Raw genomic sequence first — 19293 nt, forward strand, 5'->3', positions numbered from 1 at the left:
TATCCCGCAGTGACTGAAAGCTTCGCAGCAGACCGTCTCCAGAGCTCCGGTGCCTACGCGCTGGAGTTCGATGGCGTTGCGCGTCATTTCGGTGCGCTGGTGGCGCTCTCGGGCATCAATATGAGGATCGCGGCCGGTGAACGGCGCGCGGTCCTCGGCTCCAACGGGGCCGGCAAGACCACGCTGTTCAATGCCGTGACCGGCGATTTTCTGCCGACATCAGGCCGTATCCGCTTTTTCGGCGAGGACATCACCGACCTGCCGCCGCATGAACGCATCCGGCGCGGCCTGAGGCGGACCTACCAGATCTCGCAATTGTTCAAGGGCCTGTCGGTCATCGATTCCATCTTCCTGGCATGCCGGGGCGTATCGCGCCGGCGATTCTCGTTGCTCCGTCCAAAAGCCACCGACGTCAACAGGGTGCAGGCGGAATCGATCCTGAACGCCGTGCATCTGGAAACCTGGCGTGACGCGCTGGTGGCGACGCTCAGCCATGGCCAGCAGCGGCAGTTGGAGATCGCGCTTGCACTGGCCGGCGCACCCCGTTTCATCCTGTTCGACGAACCGGCGGCGGGGCTGTCGCCGGCCGAACGTCGCGACCTGGTCGCGATCCTCAACGGGCTGCCCAAGCACATCGGCTATGTTATCATCGAGCATGATCTCGACGTTGCGCTGCGTGTCTCGGAGTATGTTTCGATGATGCACAATGGCCGCCTGTTCAAGGAAGGCACGCCGCAGGAGATCGAGGCCGACCCGGAGGTCCAGGAAATCTATCTCGGAGGCAAGCATGGCTGAGCGCCTAGCTCCTTCCGGCCCAACATCTCCGTCCCGCAAGGCGGTCCTCAGAATAGAGGATCTGCAAGTCTATTACGGCGAAAGCCATGCACTGCAGGGCGTGTCGCTGACGCTGGACAGCGGCGTTCTGTCGGTCGTCGGCCGCAATGGCATGGGCAAGACGACGCTCTGCAACACCATCACGGGCTTGAAGCGCGCGCGCTCCGGGTCGATCCGGGTCGGCGGCCGCGAGATTTCTGCACTCGAACCGCACGAGATCCATCGCCTCGGCGTCGGCTATGTGCCGCAGGGCCGGCGCGTCTGGCCAAGCCTGACGGTCGACGAGCATCTCCGCCTCGCGGCTGGCAACCGCCGTGATGCGAATTGGACGGTCGAGCGCGCCTACCAGATTTTTCCGCGTCTCGCCGAGCGCCGGGCCAATGGCGGTTCGCAGCTGTCGGGCGGCGAGCAGCAGATGCTGGCGATCTCGCGTGCGCTGTTGAGCGATCCGAAGCTGCTGGTCATGGACGAGCCGACGGAGGGGCTCGCCCCAGTCATCGTCGAGCAGGTCGAGCGCATGCTGGTGACGCTGGCCGAGGAAGGCGAGATGGCGATCCTCGTCATCGAACAGAATATCGGCGTCGCCACCGCCGTGTCCGATCGCGTCGCCATCATGGTCAACGGGCGCATCAACCGGGTCATGGATGCCGCGGCGCTTGCCGCCGACCGCGAACTGCAGCAGCGGTTGCTTGGCGTCGGCCGCCATTCCGACGAATCCAAAGTCACGCCCGCGGCAGCGGCACAGGCGCAAGAACAACTGGCCGAGGTCTATCGCATAGACCGAGGTGCTTCGCAGAACACTGTTCCGCAGGACGGCGTCTACCGTCCGGTGACCGAATTGCCGAACCGCTGGAATGTGCCGGTGACAGCCATGCGGCAGGCGGCGATCGAGAAGGCGGCGCCGCAGGACGATCTGAAGAAGATCTTCGCCATTCCCTTCGCCGAACGCATCGGCAGGACCGTTCTGGTCGCCGGTACCTTCGACACCAAGGCAAAGGAGTTGCGCTTCGTCGCCGACCGCCTGAAGGCCCTGGGCGTGCCGGTGCGCACCGTCGACCTGTCGACGTCGGGAAAGCCGTCGAGCGCCGACGTTCCCGCCATGCAGATCGCCGGCCTGCACCCGCGAGGGTCGTCGGCCGTCTTCACCAACGATCGCGGCGGCTCGGTGAGCGCCATGGCCGAAGCCTTTGCGCGCTGGATCGAGCGCGAGCCGCGCATCGGCGGCGTCATTTCGGCGGGCGGCTCCGGCGGCACCACGCTGGCGACGGCAGGCATGCGCGTGCTGCCGGTCGGCATCCCCAAGCTGATGGTCTCGACGGTTGCCGCCGGCGACGTCGCCAAATATGTCGGCGGCGCCGACATCATGATGTTCCACTCGGTCGCCGATGTTCAGGGATTGAACTCGATCACCGAGCAAGTGCTTTCCAACGCCGCGCATGCGATGGCGGGCATGGTCGCACAGCTTCCCAATGCCGAGGCGTGGGAAGCCAAACGCAAGCTGGCACGTCCGGCCGTTGGCATCACCATGTTCGGCGTCACCACGCCGGCTGTGCAGGCGGTGAGCAAGCGCCTTGAAGCGGACTATGACTGTCTCGTTTTCCACGCCACCGGCATTGGCGGGCGGGCCATGGAAAACCTCGGCGATTCCCGGCAGCTCTCGGCCTTCCTCGACCTGACCACGACGGAAGTGGCCGACATGATTGTCGGCGGCGTGTTCCCGGCGACCGAAGACCGCTTTGGCGCGGCGATCCGCACCGGCTTGCCTTATGTCGGCTCGACCGGCGCACTGGACATGGTCAATTTCGGCCCACGCGACAGCGTGCCGGAGAAATTCAAAAGCCGCAGATTCGTCATCCACAATCCCAACGTCACGCTGATGCGGACCACGCGCGACGAAAACCGCGCCTTCGGTGAATGGATCGGTGCGCGGCTCAACGCCATGAACGGCCCGGTACGGTTTCTGCTACCGGAGGCCGGTGTCTCGATGCTCGACGCACCAGGCCAGCCGTTTCATGATCCGGAGGCCGACAATGCGCTGTTCGAGGCGATCGAGAAGACCGTTCGCCAGACCGCGCTGCGCCATGTCGAGCGTGTTCGATCGAACATCAACGACACGTCTTTCGTCGACGCCGTAATCAACGCATTTCATGCCATCATGCCGAAACTGCAGAGGCGGGCATGATGGCTTCGAGTGGGCGGGTTTATCGAATTGATGCCGGTCGCCTTTGGCTGACCGCATCCTGTTTGGGAGGGTAGAAAGAATGGCCGCGCAGACCTTTGGCGCTTTCCTTTTGTGGCTGATCATTGCCGCGATCGTCGTGGTGATCGCCGTCTATATTCTCAGATGGCTTTATCGCCGGTCGACCAAGGAGACGGCCTTCGTGCGCACCGGCTTCATGGGCGAGAAGGTGGTGGTGAATGGCGGCGCCTTCGTCATTCCGGTCCTGCACGAGATCACGCCGGTCAACATGAATGTCTTGCGCATCGAGGTGCGCCGCGAAGACGGTTTTGCGCTGATCACCAAGAACCGGATGCGCGTCGATCTGATCGCCGAGTTCTTCGTCCGTGTCGGGGCGAGCCGCGAACTCGTCGCGGCCGCCGCCCAGACGCTTGGCCGCCGCACGCTGCAGCCCGACAGTCTCCGCGAACTCTTGGAAGGCAAGTTCGCCGGTGCCATGCGTACGGTCGCCGCCCAGATGACGCTCGAGGAGATGCACGAACTGCGCGGCGACTATGCCGCCAAGGTCCGCCAGCTTGCCTCGGAATCACTCGCCGCCAACGGGCTCGAGCTGGAGAGCGTCGCCATCGTCGACCTCGACCAGACCAGCCTTGAATATTTCGACCCGTCCAACGCCTTCGATGCCGAAGGCCTGACCCAGCTCACAGAGTCGATCGAGACGCGGCGCAGGATGCGCAACGAGATCGAGCAGCGCACGCTGGTCGATATCCGCAACCAGAACCTCGATACCCAGCGCAAGGTGCTGGAGATCGACCGCGACACCGAATATGCCCGCCTCGAACAGGAGCGCGAAGTCGAGATCCGTCGCGCCTCGCAGCGTTCCGAACTCGCCATCGAGCGCGCGCTGCGCGATCAGGAATCGGAACAGGCGCAGCTTTCTTCGCGCGAAGCGGTCGAAAAATCGCGCCTCAATCAGGAGCGCAACATCACCGAGGAGCGCATCAAGAGCGAGGAAGACACGCAGCGCCGCGAGATTGCCCGGCGCCGCGCCCTCGACGAGACGGAAATGAAAATGCGCGAACTGACCGAGCGCGAGCAGATCGCGCTCGGGCTTGCGCTGGAGAAGGCCCGAATCGAGCGCGAAGGCACACAGAGCCAACTGGAGATCGAGCGCATGAAGGCGCTCGAAATCGCCGAGCTCGAGCGCCAGATCGCCTTGGCGGAAAAAGCGCTTGAGGTCACCAGGGCCGAGGCGGAAAAGCGCCGCGCCGAAATTGTCGAGAACCAGACGACCGAGACAGCCCGTATCGGGCAGGAACGCGCCATCGACGAAGTGAGGATTGCAAGGGAGCGTCACCTCGAAGCGCTGCAGATCGCCAAGCGCCAGGCTTTCGAGGAGGCCGAGATATCGGCCAGCGAAGAAGTCGAGCGCGCCCGCATCACCACCGAGCGCGGCATCGAGGAAGCCCGGCTGATCAAGGACCGCGACCTGCGTCAGCTTGGTGTCGACCGCGACCAGAAGATCGAGATCGCCGAAATCCAGAAGGCCATAGACATCGCCAAGAAGACGCAGGAGCGCTCCTCGGCGATCGCAGCGTCGGAAGCGGTCCGCGCCAAGGCCATCCAGGCCGAGGAACAGGCCTTCACCGCCCGCGAGCGCGAGATCGCCGAGCGCCGCAAGCTGACCGACCTGATCGGTGCGGCGCGCGAGGCCGAGCGCGAGGCCTTGCGCGTTACAGCGGCGGCCGATGCCGAGATGAAGGCGGCGAAGAGCCTTGCCGAAGCCCAGAAGATCGCCGCCGTTGCCTCGGCCGAGTCCGAAAAGATCCACGCCCTTGCCGCGGCCCAGCGCTACGAGGTCGACGCAGCCGGCCATCGCCAGCTCAACGAGGCCGACAACCTGCTTTCCAATGAGGCCCGCTCGGGGCGCCTGCGCGGCAAATTGCTGGACCATGTGGAGGGCATCATCCGCGAAAGCGTCAAGCCGATGGAGAAGATCGAAGGCATCAAGATCCTGCATGTCGACGGCATCAATGGCGGCCCCGGCGGCAACCGCAACGTCACAGACGAAGTGATCGATTCGGCGCTGCGCTACCGGGTGCAGGCACCGATGATCGACAACCTCATGAAGGAGATCGGCATCGAGGGCGGTTCGCTCGGGCGGATGACGGATGTATTGCGTGACGCCAAGGACATTTCGAGCCTGACCCGCGACAAGAAAGGCAAGGGCAAGGTCAGCAAGGACGACGATGACGATCGCGACCGCTGACCTGATCGTGCAGTCCATGCGGCGCGCAGGTGAATCGAGATATCTTGGCCGCTTGTGCCATGCCGGCTGCCGGGCATGACCAAGATCTATGTTTCCTCGGTCATCCCCGCGCCGGCGGCGGAAGTCTGGAAAGTGGTCCGCGATTTCAACGCGCTGCCGGGTTGGACGCCGTTCGTCACCGAGAGCCGCATCGAGCAAAATGCGCAAGCTGACCAGATCGGCTGCATCCGCAATTTCGTGCTCAGGGATGGCGGGCGGATTCGCGAAAGACTGCTGGCGCTGTCCGACTACGACCTGTCCTGCAGCTACACGATCCTGGAAAGTCCGATGGCGGTGGAGAATTATATCGCCACACTGTCGCTGACGCCGATCACCGACGGCAATCTCACCTTGGCCGAATGGCAGGCGGATTTTGACTGCGCCCCGGAACGCGAAGCAGCGCTGACGCATCAGATCGGCACCGGCGTATTCCAGGCGGCGTTCAGCGCGCTCAAGCAGCGCTTCGGGCGCTGACATCTCCGCGATGGTCCAGATCCGCCAGAGTACGATCATCGACGCGCCAATCGAGGACGTCTGGTCGATCCTGCGCGATTTCAACGGCCATGGTCGCTGGCACCCGGCCATTGCGTTCAGCGAAATCGATGGCGGCGAACCGGTGGACGCGGTCGGTTCGGTGCGTCATTTCCGGCTGGCTGACGGCGGCGAATTGCGCGAACAGCTTCTGGCGCTGTCGGACAAGGACTTTCGGCTGAGCTATTGCCTGCTCGAGGCACCGCTGCCGCTGATGAACTATGTCGCATCGATCCGGCTGAAGCCGGTGACCGACGGCAACGCCACCTTCTGGGAATGGCGTTCCGAATTCCATCCACCCGCGCATCGCCGCGACGAACTGGTCAAGCTTGTCACCGAGGACATCTATCAGGCCGGCTTCGAAGCCATCCGCAACCTGCTGCGTGAAAGGCCTGCGGCCGTGCCTCTCCAGGCCAGATCGCCGGTCGTCGCTATGACACCGTCGGCGGCCGTGCCGCGGATCGCTTCGACCATATTTTCCGGCCAGGCAGCGAAAACCCGAGCGATTCTGGTCGAGCGCTATGGCGGGCCGGAGGTGCTGCAGTTGAAGGACATCGCTCTGCCGCCGCCCGCCTCCAACGAGGTGCAAATCCGTCATACGGTGATCGGCGTCAATTTCATCGACGTCTACTGCCGCACCGGCTATTTCGACCTTCTGCGGCCGCCGGGCGTGCCCGGCATGGAGGCCGCCGGCGTCATTGAAGCCATTGGTTCGGAGGTTTCTGGCCTTTCAGCCGGCGACCGCGTCGCCTATGCCTGTCCGCCGGTCGGCGCCTATTGCGAGCGGCGCAACATGGCGCCCGACCTGCTGGTTCGCCTGTCGGATGACATTCCCGACGAGACCGCCGCCGCCAGTCTGCTCAAAGGCGTCAGCGCGAGCTTCTTGCTGCACGACGTTCATGCGGTGCAGCCGGGTTCCGTCGTTCTCATCCACGCCGCAGCCGGTGGCGTCGGTCAGCTTCTGGTGCGATGGGCCCGCCATTTGGGGGCGATGGTCATCGCAACGGTGTCGAGCGACGACAAGGCGCGTATCGTCGAACGTCTCGGCGCGCACCATGTCATCGTCTATTCGCGCGAGAATTTCGCCGAGGCCGTCATGCGCCTGACCAGTGGCGCCGGGGCCGATGTCGCCTATGACGCGGTCGGCAACGACACGTTCGGCGGGTCCCTGGCGTCGCTCGGCATTCGTGGCCATCTCGTCAGCTTCGGCCAGGCCTCCGGACCGGTCGGCAACTGGGATATCGGCCGCTTTGCATCCAAGTCGATCACCATATCGCGTCCCAATTACGCGCATTATACCGATACGCCGGCAAAGCTTTCGCCGCATGTCGAGCGTTTCTTCGCAGCTCTACGGCAAGGCGTCGTCAAGATCGAACCGCCCAGGCGCTACAGCCTGTCCAATGCCGGCGATGCTCACCGCGACCTCGAATCCAGGCGGACAACGGGTGCATTGGTGCTGGTGCCGTAACCCGTCAGAAGCGGTGGATGCGCAACCCCAGGCTCTTCTCCGAGACGATCACCACCACCAGCATCAGCAGGATCGATTCGGTCGAGACGGCGGCCGCCTCGGGCGTGAAATTGGTGCGCAGATAGTCGAAGAGCTGGATCGGCAGCGTCGACGTCCCGATCCCCTTCAGCATGAACGAGATGGTGAAGGTGTCGAAGGATATGATGAAGGCGAACAGCGCTCCGCCGATGACGCCGGGCTTGATCAGCGGCTGCATGATGCGCCGGAACCGGGTCAGGCTGCCGGCGCCCAGCGAACGCGCCGCCATATCCCAGGACGGATCGAAGCTTTCCAGCGAGGCCGAGACGTTGATGAAGACGAAGGGCAAAGTGATCAGCACATGGCCGGCGACCATGCCGATCATGGTCGTGGTGCCGATGCCGACCGCATAGACGAAGAATAGCAGTGCGATCGCCGTGAGCGCTTCGGGCAGCAACAGTGGCGCCCCTCTGTGCCTTGTCCTCCTCTGAAGAGACGGGAGAAACGCTGGTTGAGCGAAACGTTATAGTTACAAACGAATGTTGACAAGATCATCTGTTGTTGTCCATATCGAAAATGTTCAGCCACGAATTGGACGGGGACGATGGACGACCTTGGCGCACAGGAACAAGCGGTTCTGGATCTCATCGCGGCGAACCCGTTCGCTGGCCAGCAGGACATAGCCACCGCGCTCGGCATCGCCCGCTCGACCGTCGCGGCCCATATCGTGCAGCTCGTTAACAAGGGTTACATTCTCGGCCGTGGCTATGTGTTGCCGGCCTCCAAGCGCATGATCTGCATCGGCGGCGCCGTTCTGGACCGCAAGTATCACGCCAAGAAGGATCTGATCTTCGAGACGTCGAACCCGGTCGACGGTTATCGCAGCTTCGGCGGGGTCGCCCGCAACGTCGCTGAGAACCTTGTCCGCCTCGGCGTCGACGTAAGCTTCGTCTCGATTGTCGGCGACGACGAAACCGGCCGCTCGCTGGTGCGGCATCTGCGCGACCTCGGCGCCGACGTCAGCCAGGTCATCACCACCACCGAACGGCCGACGGCGGAGTATGCGGCCATCCTCGACCTCAACAACGATCTCGTGCTCGGCATCGCCGACATGGAGATCTTCGATCTGTTTTCGCCGTCCTATCTCGACCGCTTCTGGCCGCATCTGGCTTCGGCGACGTGGGTGTTCATCGACTGCAACCTGCCGGCAGCGACGATCGCAGCGCTGATGTCACGCAAGCAGGGGGCGCGTTTCAAGCTCGCCGTCGACACGGTGTCGTCGCCGAAATCGGCTCGGCTGCCGAAGGACCTCTCGGGCATCGACCTTTTGTTCACCAATCACGACGAGGCCAACACGATGCTTGGCATCACCGATGCCGACAAGCGGCTGAAGCCGAAAGACGCTGCCGCTGCTTTGCGCGCGGCCGGCGCCAGCGAAGTGATCGTGACCATGGGCGCGCAGGGATTTTCGGTGGCGACCGAGAGCGGCGTAGCCGCGATGCGTTCCGTGCCTGCCCGCGCGGTCGACATCACCGGTGCCGGTGACGCGATGATCGCCGGCACCATGTACAAGGTGCTTTCGGGAGATCCCGTGCCGCACGCGGCGCGCACCGGCGCGCTGCTCGCCACGCTGACCACCGAGAGCGAATCCAGCGTTCATCCCGATCTGTCGCCGCGCTTCCTCACCGCCGGCATGTACCGTATTCCCGCCTGACAGCGGGACGACCCTGAAAGCGAGACGACGATGAAACCTTCCCTTCTCCAGCTGAACGACGAAGTTGCGGCAGCTCTTCGGGAGGGCCGCGCGGTGGTGGCGCTGGAATCGACCATCATCACCCACGGCATGCCCTATCCGGCCAATCTGGAAACGGCCCGCGGAGTCGAAACCGTGGTGCGCGAGAACGGCGCTGTGCCGGCGACGATCGCGGTGGTCGCGGGCAAGATCAAGGTTGGCCTCGACGACACCGAACTGGAAAAGCTGGCAGCGGCGAAGGACGTGGTCAAGGCGTCCGGGCGCGACCTCGCCGCCATCATGGTGCGCGGCGGCTCCGCCGGAACCACGGTCTCGGCGACGATGCGGATCGCAGCCCTTGCCGGCATCGGCATTTTCGCGACGGGCGGCGTCGGCGGCGTGCATCGCGGTGCCGAGGCCACGTTCGATATCTCGGCCGACCTGACCGAACTTGGCCAGACCGGCACGACCGTCGTCTGCGCCGGCGTGAAATCGATCCTCGATATCGCCAAAACGCTGGAGTACCTGGAGACACAACGCGTGCCGGTGATTGCCTATCACAGCGACGACTTTCCGGCCTTCTACACCCGCTCCAGCGGACTGAAAGCTGATCACCGCCTCGACACGCCGGAAAACATTGCGCAGGCCATGCTGCTGCACGAGCAGATCGGCTCGGGCACCGGCATTCTCGTCGCCAATCCGATTCCGGAAGTGGATGCGCTCGATCCGGCCTTCATCGACGGCACGATCGCGGCAGCCGTGGCGGAAGCCGAAAAACGCGGCATCGGGCGCAAGGAACTGACGCCCTTCCTGCTCGCCCGCATCAACGAGCTTTCGCAGGGCCGCAGCCTGAAGGCCAACATCGCGCTGGTCCGCAACAACGCAGCGCTCGCCGCTCGCATCGCCGTGGCGTATGCAGGATTGAAGGGCATGAAATAGAAGAACCTGCCGGCCGGCGCTACCGGCCTTCGATATCTGCCGGCGCGAGGTCAAAGACGCGACCGGCATTGAGGATATTGTTCGGGTCGAAGGCTGCTTTCAAGCGCCGCATGGCGGCGATCTCGGCACCGCTGCGCGCCAGGTGCAGCCACTGCTTCTTGTCGAGGCCGATGCCGTGTTCGGCAGAGACGCCGCCGCCAGCCGCAGCCACGCCCCTATAGACGATGTCAAAGGCGGCCGCCGGATCCACGGTGCGGACCTGGTAGTGCAGATTGCCGTCGCCGAGATGGCCGAAGACGTAGATGTCGGCGCTGGGGTCGACGGCCTGGATGGCGGCCTCCGCTTCCCGCAGGAAAGTCCCCATCCTCGCCAGCGGGATGCTGATGTCGACGCCGATCAGGCCTTTTATCGAAAACAGGAAACGGTTGGCATCCTCCCGCACCGCCCACAGCGCGCGGAATTCGCGTGGCGACTGCGAGACGACCACGTCGTCGATTACGCCGTCTTCGACCGCCTGCATCAGCACAGCGGCAAATCGGTCGCTGTCGCGGTCGGGCTCGTTGCCCTGTATCTCGGCGAGCACATAGACGGGCGAGCCGACGGGCAGTGGCACCGGCGCGTCCATGCCGGCGACCATGGCGCCGTAGAGCGGCGCGAAATTCACCTCGTAGGCCGAGAGCAGAGGCCCGAGCTTCTGCTTGAGCAGCCCGAGCAGGGCGATGGCCGCGTCGAGCGAAACAAGCGCGCAGAAGGCGTTGACCTCGGTGGCTGGCTTCGGGTGCAGCCGCAGGCAGGCGCGCGTGACAACGCCGAGCGTACCTTCGCTGCCGATGAAGAGCTGGTTGAGGTCATAGCCGGAATTGTCCTTGGGCAAGCCCTTGAGCGAGGTCAGGATGCTGCCGTCGGCAAGCACCGCTTCCAGGCCGAGCACCTGCGCCCGGTACATGCCGTAGCGCAGCACGCGGATGCCGCCGGCATTGGTGGCGACATTGCCGCCGACAGTGGCCGTGCCGCGCGCGCCGATGTCGACGCCGAACAGCAAGCCGGCGGTGTCTGCCGCCTCCTGCACCATTTGCAGCGGCGCGCCGGCTTCGGCAATGATCGTTGCCGCCTCGCGATCGATCGCCTCGATCGCCGTCATACGCTCCAGCGACAGCACCGCCTCGCCCGGCTGGATGCGCGCCGCACCGGCAAGCCCGGTTCGGCCGCCCTGGACGACAAGCCTCTGCCCAGTCTCGTTGCACAGGCGCAATATGTGCGACACTTCGCCGGTCGTGCGCGGACGCAGGACGATCGCCGGCGGCGAGCCGTCTTTGCCGTCGGGGTCTTCTTGATAGCGTGGTCCGGCCTCGTCGGCCGAAACGATCGCGGACCGGTCCAGCCGCTTTTCCAGCAGCGAAAGGAGCTCGGCAATCCTCTGGGACATGCGATTCAAGGACACGAATGGCCCGGACGCATCGACGCGGCCGGAAGAGCGATGGGCGAGGGCTGCGGTCGGAGCCGATTTTCGCTGCCAAGCAAGCGTGCCGAAAACCCGCCAAAAATGCAGCCGGTTGTCTTCGCCATGTGCAGCTCCTGTAACAGGCCGACCATAGGCGTGGCCTGCCATTTGTCAAACATGATGGGAAGCGCTCATCTACGGCGGATTCGGTATTTCTGGGGCCGAGGCAAATGCTCACTCGCCCGCCTTGGGCGCCTCTCCGTCGCCACGAATGAGCTTGATGTCGGCCCCCGCCGCCCAGGCGCTGATATCCTCCCGCCGCAGCGCCGCCGCCATCATGTCCGGGAACAGATCCGGCGTGCAGGCGAAGACCGGAATGCCAAGCGCTGCGACCGAACCTGCCATCGCTGGATCGTAGCCGGGCCGTCCCTGATCGGTCAGCGCCAGCAGCACCACTACATTGACGCCGGATCGAACCAGCGCCGCCAGTCGCCGCAGCAGCTCCTGGCCATTGCCGCCTTCGTAGAGGTCGGTGATCAGCACCAGATGCGACTTGGTTGGCCGCTCAATACGGGCGGCGCAGTAGGCGACGGCCTGGTTGATGTCGGTGCCGCCGCCAAGCTGCACGCCGAACAGCACTTCGACGGGATCGCTGAGTTCCTCGGTCAGGTCGACGATGGCCGTGTCGAAGCAGACCAGCTTGGTGCGCACGACCGGCAGCGAGGCCATGACCGCGGCGAAGATCGAGGCATAGATCACCGAGCTTGCCATCGAGCCGGACTGGTCGACGCAGAGAACCACTTCGTCGAGATCGACCAGCCGGCGCTGTTTGCGCATGAAGCCGACCAGCTTCTCAGGCACGATGGTCTTGTGCTCGGGCTGGTAGTGGCGAAGGTTTGCCGAGATGGTGCGCTGCCAGTCGATATCGCGTTGGCGCGGGCGATTGGTACGCCTCGATCGGTCGAGGGCGCCGCGTATCGCCTCGGCGGTCTTCTGCTCCAGTCTTTGCATCAGCTTGGCGACGATGCCGGCGATGATCGTGCGGGCGATGTCCTTGGTCTTGGCCGGCATGACCGAGCGCAGCGAAATCAGGTCGGCGACGAGGTTGACGTCGGCCTCGATCGCCCTCAGGAATTCCGGTTCCATCAGCATCTGCTTCAGGTCCAGCCGTTCGAATGCGTCTTTCTGGACGATCTGCACGACCTGCGCGGGAAAGAAGGACCTGATATCGCCCATCCATTGTGCAACGCGCGGCGCCGATCGGCCGAGTCCGCCGCGCCGCTTGCGCGGATCGGCAGCGGCGGCGTTGGTGCCGTCGCCGTAGAGTGCATCGAGAGCCGCCGAAAGCCGTTTGTCGTCGTTGGAAAGTGCCGCAGAGGTCTCGTCATCGGCACCGATCGCAAGCCGCCAGCGACGCTCCCGACCACCATCGGCAGTGAGCGGGCCGGGCTCGTTCATTTCGCCCTCGTCATCCATTGCCGTCTCCTCCGGTGAGCAACGGTCCAAGCAGGTGCAGATGTCGGCGCCATGCCTCGCCGCCATCCGGCGTCGGCGTCAGGCCAGCCGGCAAGCGCGCAGCACGGCCGAGGACGGCCTCGATCAACCGCCGGCGCTCCATGCTGTCAAGGTTGGAGAAGACACGACGCAGCAGCGGTAAGTGCGCGATGAAAGCGTCTTCGTCGAGGGATTTGAGCCACGAATCGACCGCGCCGCGCAGACCTTCGTCATAGATCAGCCGTTGACCGGCGGTGCTGAAGAAGCCCTCGAAAAACCCTGCCGCTTCGGTGACCGGCGTTCCCGGTGACAGACGTCGCCCGAGCAGGCCGGCTGCGGCGTCGGCGGACAGATGGCCGGCCTCGTAGAGCAGGTGCGCGGCGCATCCCGCCGGTAGCGCCGTCGACCTCGGCCCCTCTAGGACAGCAGCCAATCCGTTGCGCCATCCGCTCAGCACGTCCTCGCCGGGCTCGACCAGCCTGATCGCCTCATCGGCCTTGCGCATCGCACCAACCAGCGTCGTGGCGGCCTGCTCATCCAGGTCGCGTGCAGCGTAGGCAAGCGCGATCGCGCCTTCGACGATCAGCCGCTCCATGAGGCCGGACAGCCGGTTCGTCTCCGTTTTGCGGGCCTCGCCGTAGCGGATGATGTCGGCGAGCGGCGGCACCGAGGCCAGGATCTCCAGGCATTCGCTGCTGCGCGCCGCCCGCGCCTCCAATGCCGCGAGACCGGCCGTCGACGCTTCCGACAGACCTGCCGTGACGGCGCCCTGGACCAGTGCCGCAAGCGTATCGAGGGTCGCCGCCGCTTCGATCATCTGGATCAGGCGGCCGTTGGCGGCTTTTTCGATGGTCGGCCCGTAAATCAGGTTCTCGACCAGACGGACGGCATATTCCGGTTCCCAGGCCAGGGTCCATCGCTCGCGGAAGGTGCCTCGGCTGCGACCGGCGTCCGTCAACTTGCCCCAGTGCACACCGAGCACGTTCAGCCGATGCAGCAATGTCGAGCGAAACAGCCCGCTGTCGCTTCGCAAATCGACGGATAGTTCCCGCTCCAGCGCCTCAGGCTTCAGCCGCGCCGCCTTCTGGTTGCGCTGCAGATCCTCGATCAATGGCGCCAGCGGCGTGTCGGGGGGAATTTCGCCGACGTCCGCGCCCAGAAGTAGCTCGGCCTCTACCAGCGCCCAGAGCAACGCTTCGCCATTGAACAAGGCCGCGACCGACGCGTCGCGCAATTCCTCGAACCCGGGCTTCGGCCGCTCGCGAATTGCGGCGAGCGTGCGGGCGAGCCGCTCGGCTTCGATCAATGATGCGGTCGAGACCAGGTGGCCCTTTGCCCGCAGCACCGCCGCGATCATCGCAAGCCACAGGGTTGCTGCATCACTGCGGCCGCGGGTGCGCCAGAGATGCTTGCACCAACCGGGTGCGACGACGCCCGCGCCATAGCCGTATCCCAGCGCCAGCCGCGGTCCCGTCCACGGCGCCCATGTCATCGTGCTCTTGCGCCGGGCAATTCCCTTGATCAGGGCTTGATCGTTTTTTTGTGTGTGGGCTGCCTGCAGTGCCGGCACGTGCCATGCACCGCAGACGACAGCGATCGGCCCGTCGAACTCCTTGCGCGCCGCCGCGATCTCAAGCCGCATATGCGCTTCGCGTTTGGCTTCGAACTGCGCAATCGGACCTTCGCCGTCCCGCAGCGTCGTCATCGCGTCGGCGATGGCGACGAATATGGGGCCGGGTTCAGGGTTCTGCTCGATGATATCCGACCACCAGCTTTCGCCGTCCTCATAACCGGCGGCTTGTGCCAGTATACCTATCGGGTCACGCAGATCCGGAGCCGCATCAATGGTGTTCTCACTCGCTTCATCCGCTTCGCCAGCCTTTTTGACGCCGTCTGCAGCCATGAACCGCGCTGACGACGGGAGATCGATGAAGCGCAACGCCGCTTTGTTGCCGACAGCCCAGAGGGCCGCCTGATATTCTGGCGAGAATTCGGCGAAGGGCCAGAAACTTGTCGAAGCCGGATCATCCTCCGGATAGCAAAGCAGTGCGACCGGCGGCTGCATTTCCGAGCGGGCCAGCAAGGGCAGCAGCGCGGACGCATCGATCGGCCCCTCGATCAGCACGGCGACCGGTTGCAAATCCTGCAACGCCTGCACCAGGCTGTCGGCGGAGCCCGGCCCGTGATGGCGTATGCCGAAATAGGCGACGTCGCTATGCCCCATGGCGTCAGATCGCTGCGTTCAAGGCCGCGTAATAGCCTGCGTAGTCGGGCCGCTTCTTGAGCACTGTTTCCAGATATTCCTCCAGCACCGCCTTGTCTTGGACCGGATCTTTCACGATCGCGCCGACAAGGCTGGCGGCGAGACCTTCGGCGCCGAGCTTGCCGCTGTCGAACCACGCCGCCTGGCTCAGGCCGCCAACCATCGTCGCGATCGCCTCTGCGGTCGACAGCGAGCCCGAAGGCGTCTTCAGCGTCACCTTGCCGTCGGCAGTCGCACCGGACCGCAATTCGCGGAAGATGGTCAGCACGCGGGCGATCTCTTCGCCGACATTTTTCGGCACCGGCAAGTCGAGCCCGCCCGCCATCTCATCGACCCGTTTGGAGACGATCGCCACCTCTTCCGCCATGTCTTCCGGCAATGGCAGCACCACGACGTTGAAGCGACGCTTGAGCGCCGAGGAAAGTTCATTCACACCTTTGTCCCGGTTGTTTGCCGTGGCGATAATGTTGAAGCCGCGCTGGGCATAGATCGATGTGTTCAATTCCGGGATCGGCATCATCTTTTCGGACAGCACGGTGATCAGCGTATCCTGCACGTCCGAGCCCATGCGCGTCAGTTCTTCGAGGCGGCACAGCTTGCCGGTCTGCATGGCGCGGTAGAGCGGCGTCGGCACCAATGCTTCCTGGCTCGGGCCCTTTGCCAGAAGCTGCGCATAGTTCCAGCCATAACGGATCTGGTTCTCGTCGGTGCCGGCCGTGCACTGCACGATCAGCGTCGAGTCGCCCATGATGGCGGCGGCGAGATGTTCCGACACCCAGGACTTGGCCGTTCCGGGAACGCCGAGCAGCAACAGCGCGCGGTCGGTGGCGAGCGTTGCCACCGCGGTCTCCATCAGTCGGCGGCGACCGACATATTTCGACGTTATCAGCGTGCCGTCGCCAGCCTTTCCGCCCAGCAGATAGGTCAGCACAGCCTGTGGCGAGAGGCTCCAGCCGGCAGGCTTTTGCCTGTCGTCACCGCGTGCCAGCGCCTGCAATTCAGAGGCATAGGCCTGCTCGACCGGGAGACGGATGGCAGCATTCATATGTATTCTCCGGATTGATCATGTGTCGGTTCTGGGCTGATGTTCGGCCAGCGCTGCATTGAGACGCAGGAGGCCGAGTGATGGGGCCGCGGGCGGCATGCCGGCCGCGACGACCTCGTCGATCAATTTTACTGCTGTGGTCGCGGTGGCAAGGAAGCCGATCGTTTCCAGGATATCGTCGGCGCCCCGGCGCATGGCCTCGTCGTTTCCCGCAACGGCGGAACGCAATGCCGAAAGAGCTGACCCATTCGAAAGGTCGTCCCACGCCACCCAGCCAGCATCAAGGCCTTCCGCCAGATTGATCGCGCCAAGGTAATTTGCCTGCTTGAGGATCAGCCGGACGAGAGTTCGTTTTCTGCGGCCGTCCAGGCGCGGCGTGAGGTGCAGTGCGAACAGCGCTGGTTTGCCGCCATCGGCGACAAGTGCGTCCGCCATATGCGTCACCGCAGCGTCGCTCCCTGAAGCGGCGACCATTCGTGCGATCAGGATGTCGGCATTGTTGTCGGCGCCGAATTGCCAGGCTCCTAGGAATTCTGATTCGGTGGTGTCGAACCGCGCGGCAAGGTCGCCCAGGTTGCAGATCTCGAACAGTTCGGCGCGACGGGGTTCCTGCGCCGGCGATTTCAATTTCGCGGGCGTATAGATGTTGCGGCGGCGGATGAAGCCGGATTTGCCTTCGCTGATGAAGGCGGCGAGTTCAGCTGCGGGATCATCCGGTCCGCCATCGTTTGAGCGGCCGTACTCCCCCAGCCTTGCCAGCAGCCGGTCGGCCAGTTCGCGCACCTTGCCGGACCTGTCGGCGGAGAGGCTTTTAAGGAACGGCGCATCCTCGGCGCCCAGGCCGAAGCGCATGAGTTCGACGAGCGCAAGCCTGACCTCGGCGGGCTCGCCCGATGCCTTGGCCTCGATCAGCATTCGAGCCGAAGCCGGTTCACTGTGGCGCATGTCTGCCAGCACGATGCGTCGCGCGGCGGGATAGAACTCATCCCAATTTTCCGCCGTCAGTCTCTCTTGCGGGGCACGTCTCTCCCCGTCCACGCTTGCTTGCCAGTCGATCCAGGGAGCGTAGACGTCCGGACTGTTCTGGTCCGACGCGGCGGGCATCCAGTCCATGGGATGGAGCACAAAGCCGCGGCTGGCGACAAGCGTTACCACGCGCGTTTTGCGCCTCGCGTCAATGGCGTGTTTCAGAGCGGCTCTCAGCAGCGGTCGCAATCGCTCCGGCAGCATTGGGAGCGCAAGCTTGGGCAGCAGCGGCCGGCGCTTGAGTGTCTTCGGCGCCGCAGGCCGAAGGGCGACGTCGAGCGCTTGTGCCGCGATTGCCAGGAGCCGGCGCTCCTGCTCGTCGGGACTTGCACCGCCGGCGATTGTCTTCCAGGCAGTCGGAGCCAGATCGAAAGTGGCTCCGCCGGTGATCCAGCAATCGCGCATTGTCGCCAGGCCTGTTTGCTCGCCCTCGTTCACGACAGGTCAAGCCTCCCGAACCCGCTTTGAGCGGCCAGAAGGTCAAGCCGGGCGCCATCCCAGAGCGCTGCCGTGGCCGTAAGGTCGAGGCCGAGCAATGTTTGGTTGACAGCGCCGGCGATCGGCAAGGCGATACCTTGCGGATCGTCCGCAGCCTGCCACCAGCCTGTGCCCCGGTCATCGACCAGGACTGCACCGGCCGGCAGCATGAGAGGACAATCGGTAGTCCAAGGCGCGGCGTCCTGATGGGAAGCATGCGTGGCGAGTGGGTCCTTGGCAGCGTCAAAGGTGAAATCAGGCCACGCGCCGGACATCACTTCGCCCATGCGCTCCGCCACCAGCGCGCGCAGCGGCTTGCGTGATGGATAGAAGACCAGCCGGGCATCGAAACGATCGCCCGGAGCAAAAGCGTTCGACCGGCGTCCGGCAGAAGCTGGAAAATAATCGAGCAGCACGGCAAATTGCGGGGTAGTGCTCTTCAGATCGAGCAGCCAGGTCGAATGACTGACGAGACCGTCGCGGCGGCTCTCGATCTTCTCGCCCAGAACTTCCCAGAAGCTTTCGACCTGTCTTGCATCGGGATTGGCCAGAACCTGTTCGCGGGTTTCAGACGTCGATATGAGGCGCTTCAACTCGGGGTCGTCGGGCGCCGACCGCCACGCCTTGGCCAGCAGCACAAGCTTGCCGAGTTCGCGGATCGCCGCATCCGGTCTTTCTTCGCTGCGCAGCGCCATCAGCCGCGATGGGATCTCGTCGATGCGACCGGCAAGCGCGGTTGCCTTCATGTCGACCAGCCGCGCGGCAATCCGGCGGCAACGGTCGCTGCTGGCAGCGACAAACCCGGAAAGACCAAGCCGCAACTGGTCGGCGATCCATTGATCGAGCTCGTCGAGCGCCGCCGACACTGCTTGCCGTGTGTCTTCTGCCCGCTTGCGCTGCGCTGCCTCGCGACGCTCCACAGCCGCAAGGTCTTCGACGGCGGCACTTTCGTCCGTCCGTGTGGCCTCATCAATGCTCTTGGCTGCCGCGCCGGGTGTCGATTGCGCTGGCGGTGGCGTCGTCCTCCTGCGCCGGCCAAGCCAGTCATTCACCCATTCCGGCGTGGATTCAGCCGCGGCAAAACTGGCTGGCGCAGTGGCGGCAATCCACATCAGGGCCAGCGTGTGCTTGCACGGGAATTTTCGCGACGGGCAGGTGCATTTGTAGCCGTGATCGCCAGTGTCGACCACCACCCGATAGGGATTGGAGCCGGAGCCCTGGCATTCACCCCAGATGAGCGCCTGCTGCTCATTCTTTTCGAGCCGCGGCCAGTTCGATCGCTTGGTCAGCTTGGAGGCGGCGCTCAGCGACGCCTGATCGGGCGCAAGCGCCTCGATGGTTTTCAAATCGAATTCCAAGCCGCGCCTCTTGTGACTCGAACCAAACGCCTGTCGCCAGGATAGACAGCCGTTTGTGAAGAATTATTATAGCTCCCGCGAAGGGAAGAACGATACTTCTCGGCTCCTGTCCTTATGTGCCCGAATTCGCCTGATCCGCAAGCGATGTCACCATTCGGCAGGCAGAGCATTTCCAGCAAA

The 19293-nt window shown here is 64.3% G+C and carries 14 protein-coding genes; 7 read left to right on the forward strand and 7 right to left on the reverse strand.

The window, feature by feature from the left end; translation table 11 throughout:
* Nucleotides 1–9 precede the first annotated feature (9 nt).
* The 5 genes from EJ066_RS15265 (at nt 10) to EJ066_RS15285 (ending at nt 7320) form a co-directional block, all read left to right on the forward strand.
* The gene (locus EJ066_RS15265; RefSeq protein ID WP_126039107.1) at nt 10–795 is read left to right on the forward strand and encodes an ABC transporter ATP-binding protein; all 786 of its coding nucleotides are present in this window, start codon (nt 10–12) and stop codon (nt 793–795) included.
* Entirely contained in the window at nt 788–3016 is a 2229-nt protein-coding gene (locus tag EJ066_RS15270; protein ID WP_245455179.1) for an ABC transporter permease, read from the forward strand. Before EJ066_RS15265 ends, EJ066_RS15270 begins: the two co-directional genes overlap by 8 nt.
* Before the next feature lie 79 nt (nt 3017–3095).
* The gene (locus EJ066_RS15275) at nt 3096–5282 is read left to right on the forward strand and encodes a flotillin family protein (RefSeq protein ID WP_126039109.1); all 2187 of its coding nucleotides are present in this window, start codon (nt 3096–3098) and stop codon (nt 5280–5282) included.
* Between the two features lie 75 nt (nt 5283–5357).
* Entirely contained in the window at nt 5358–5795 is a 438-nt protein-coding gene (locus tag EJ066_RS15280) for an SRPBCC family protein (RefSeq protein ID WP_126039111.1), read from the forward strand.
* Between the two features lie 10 nt (nt 5796–5805).
* The gene (locus tag EJ066_RS15285; protein WP_126039114.1) at nt 5806–7320 is read left to right on the forward strand and encodes an SRPBCC family protein; all 1515 of its coding nucleotides are present in this window, start codon (nt 5806–5808) and stop codon (nt 7318–7320) included.
* Nucleotides 7321–7324: 4 nt separating this feature from the next.
* On the opposite strand, the gene EJ066_RS15290 is transcribed toward EJ066_RS15285, so the two are convergent.
* Nucleotides 7325–7795: an ABC transporter permease subunit gene (locus tag EJ066_RS15290; RefSeq protein ID WP_245455180.1), complete on the reverse strand. Its 471-nt coding sequence runs from the start codon at nt 7793–7795 to the stop codon at nt 7325–7327.
* A 147-nt stretch (nt 7796–7942) separates the two neighbouring features.
* On the opposite strand from EJ066_RS15290, the gene EJ066_RS15295 reads away from it, so the two are divergent.
* Nucleotides 7943–9052, forward strand: coding sequence for a carbohydrate kinase (locus EJ066_RS15295; RefSeq protein WP_126039117.1), 1110 nt, complete (start codon nt 7943–7945; stop codon nt 9050–9052).
* Nucleotides 9053–9082: 30 nt separating this feature from the next.
* The gene (locus tag EJ066_RS15300) at nt 9083–10009 is read left to right on the forward strand and encodes a pseudouridine-5'-phosphate glycosidase (protein ID WP_126039119.1); all 927 of its coding nucleotides are present in this window, start codon (nt 9083–9085) and stop codon (nt 10007–10009) included.
* 19 nt (nt 10010–10028) lie between these two features.
* Here the strand turns inward: EJ066_RS15300 and EJ066_RS15305 are convergent, their stop codons facing one another.
* The 6 genes from EJ066_RS15305 to EJ066_RS15335 form a co-directional block, all read right to left on the reverse strand.
* Complete coding sequence (locus EJ066_RS15305; protein ID WP_126039122.1) at nt 10029–11435, reverse strand: FAD-binding oxidoreductase; 1407 nt, start codon at nt 11433–11435, stop codon at nt 10029–10031.
* Nucleotides 11436–11684: 249 nt separating this feature from the next.
* Complete coding sequence (locus tag EJ066_RS15315; RefSeq protein WP_126039127.1) at nt 11685–12926, reverse strand: VWA domain-containing protein; 1242 nt, start codon at nt 12924–12926, stop codon at nt 11685–11687.
* Nucleotides 12919–15168, reverse strand: a complete 2250-nt coding sequence (locus tag EJ066_RS15320; RefSeq protein ID WP_126039129.1) for a DUF5682 family protein — start codon at nt 15166–15168, stop codon at nt 12919–12921. The genes EJ066_RS15315 and EJ066_RS15320 overlap by 8 nt, the downstream gene beginning before the upstream one ends.
* A gap of 4 nt (nt 15169–15172) precedes the next feature.
* Entirely contained in the window at nt 15173–16252 is a 1080-nt protein-coding gene (locus EJ066_RS15325; protein ID WP_126039132.1) for an AAA family ATPase, read from the reverse strand.
* Between the two features lie 18 nt (nt 16253–16270).
* A complete protein-coding gene (locus EJ066_RS15330) occupies nt 16271–17716 on the reverse strand; it encodes a DUF5691 domain-containing protein (RefSeq protein ID WP_126039135.1) in 1446 nt (481 codons plus the stop codon).
* Nucleotides 17713–19113: an SWIM zinc finger family protein gene (locus EJ066_RS15335; RefSeq protein ID WP_126039138.1), complete on the reverse strand. Its 1401-nt coding sequence runs from the start codon at nt 19111–19113 to the stop codon at nt 17713–17715. Before EJ066_RS15335 ends, EJ066_RS15330 begins: the two co-directional genes overlap by 4 nt.
* Between the last annotated feature and the right edge of the window lie 180 nt (nt 19114–19293).

The sequence above is a fragment of the Mesorhizobium sp. M9A.F.Ca.ET.002.03.1.2 genome, from assembly GCF_003952365.1.
GTDB lineage: Bacteria > Pseudomonadota > Alphaproteobacteria > Rhizobiales > Rhizobiaceae > Mesorhizobium.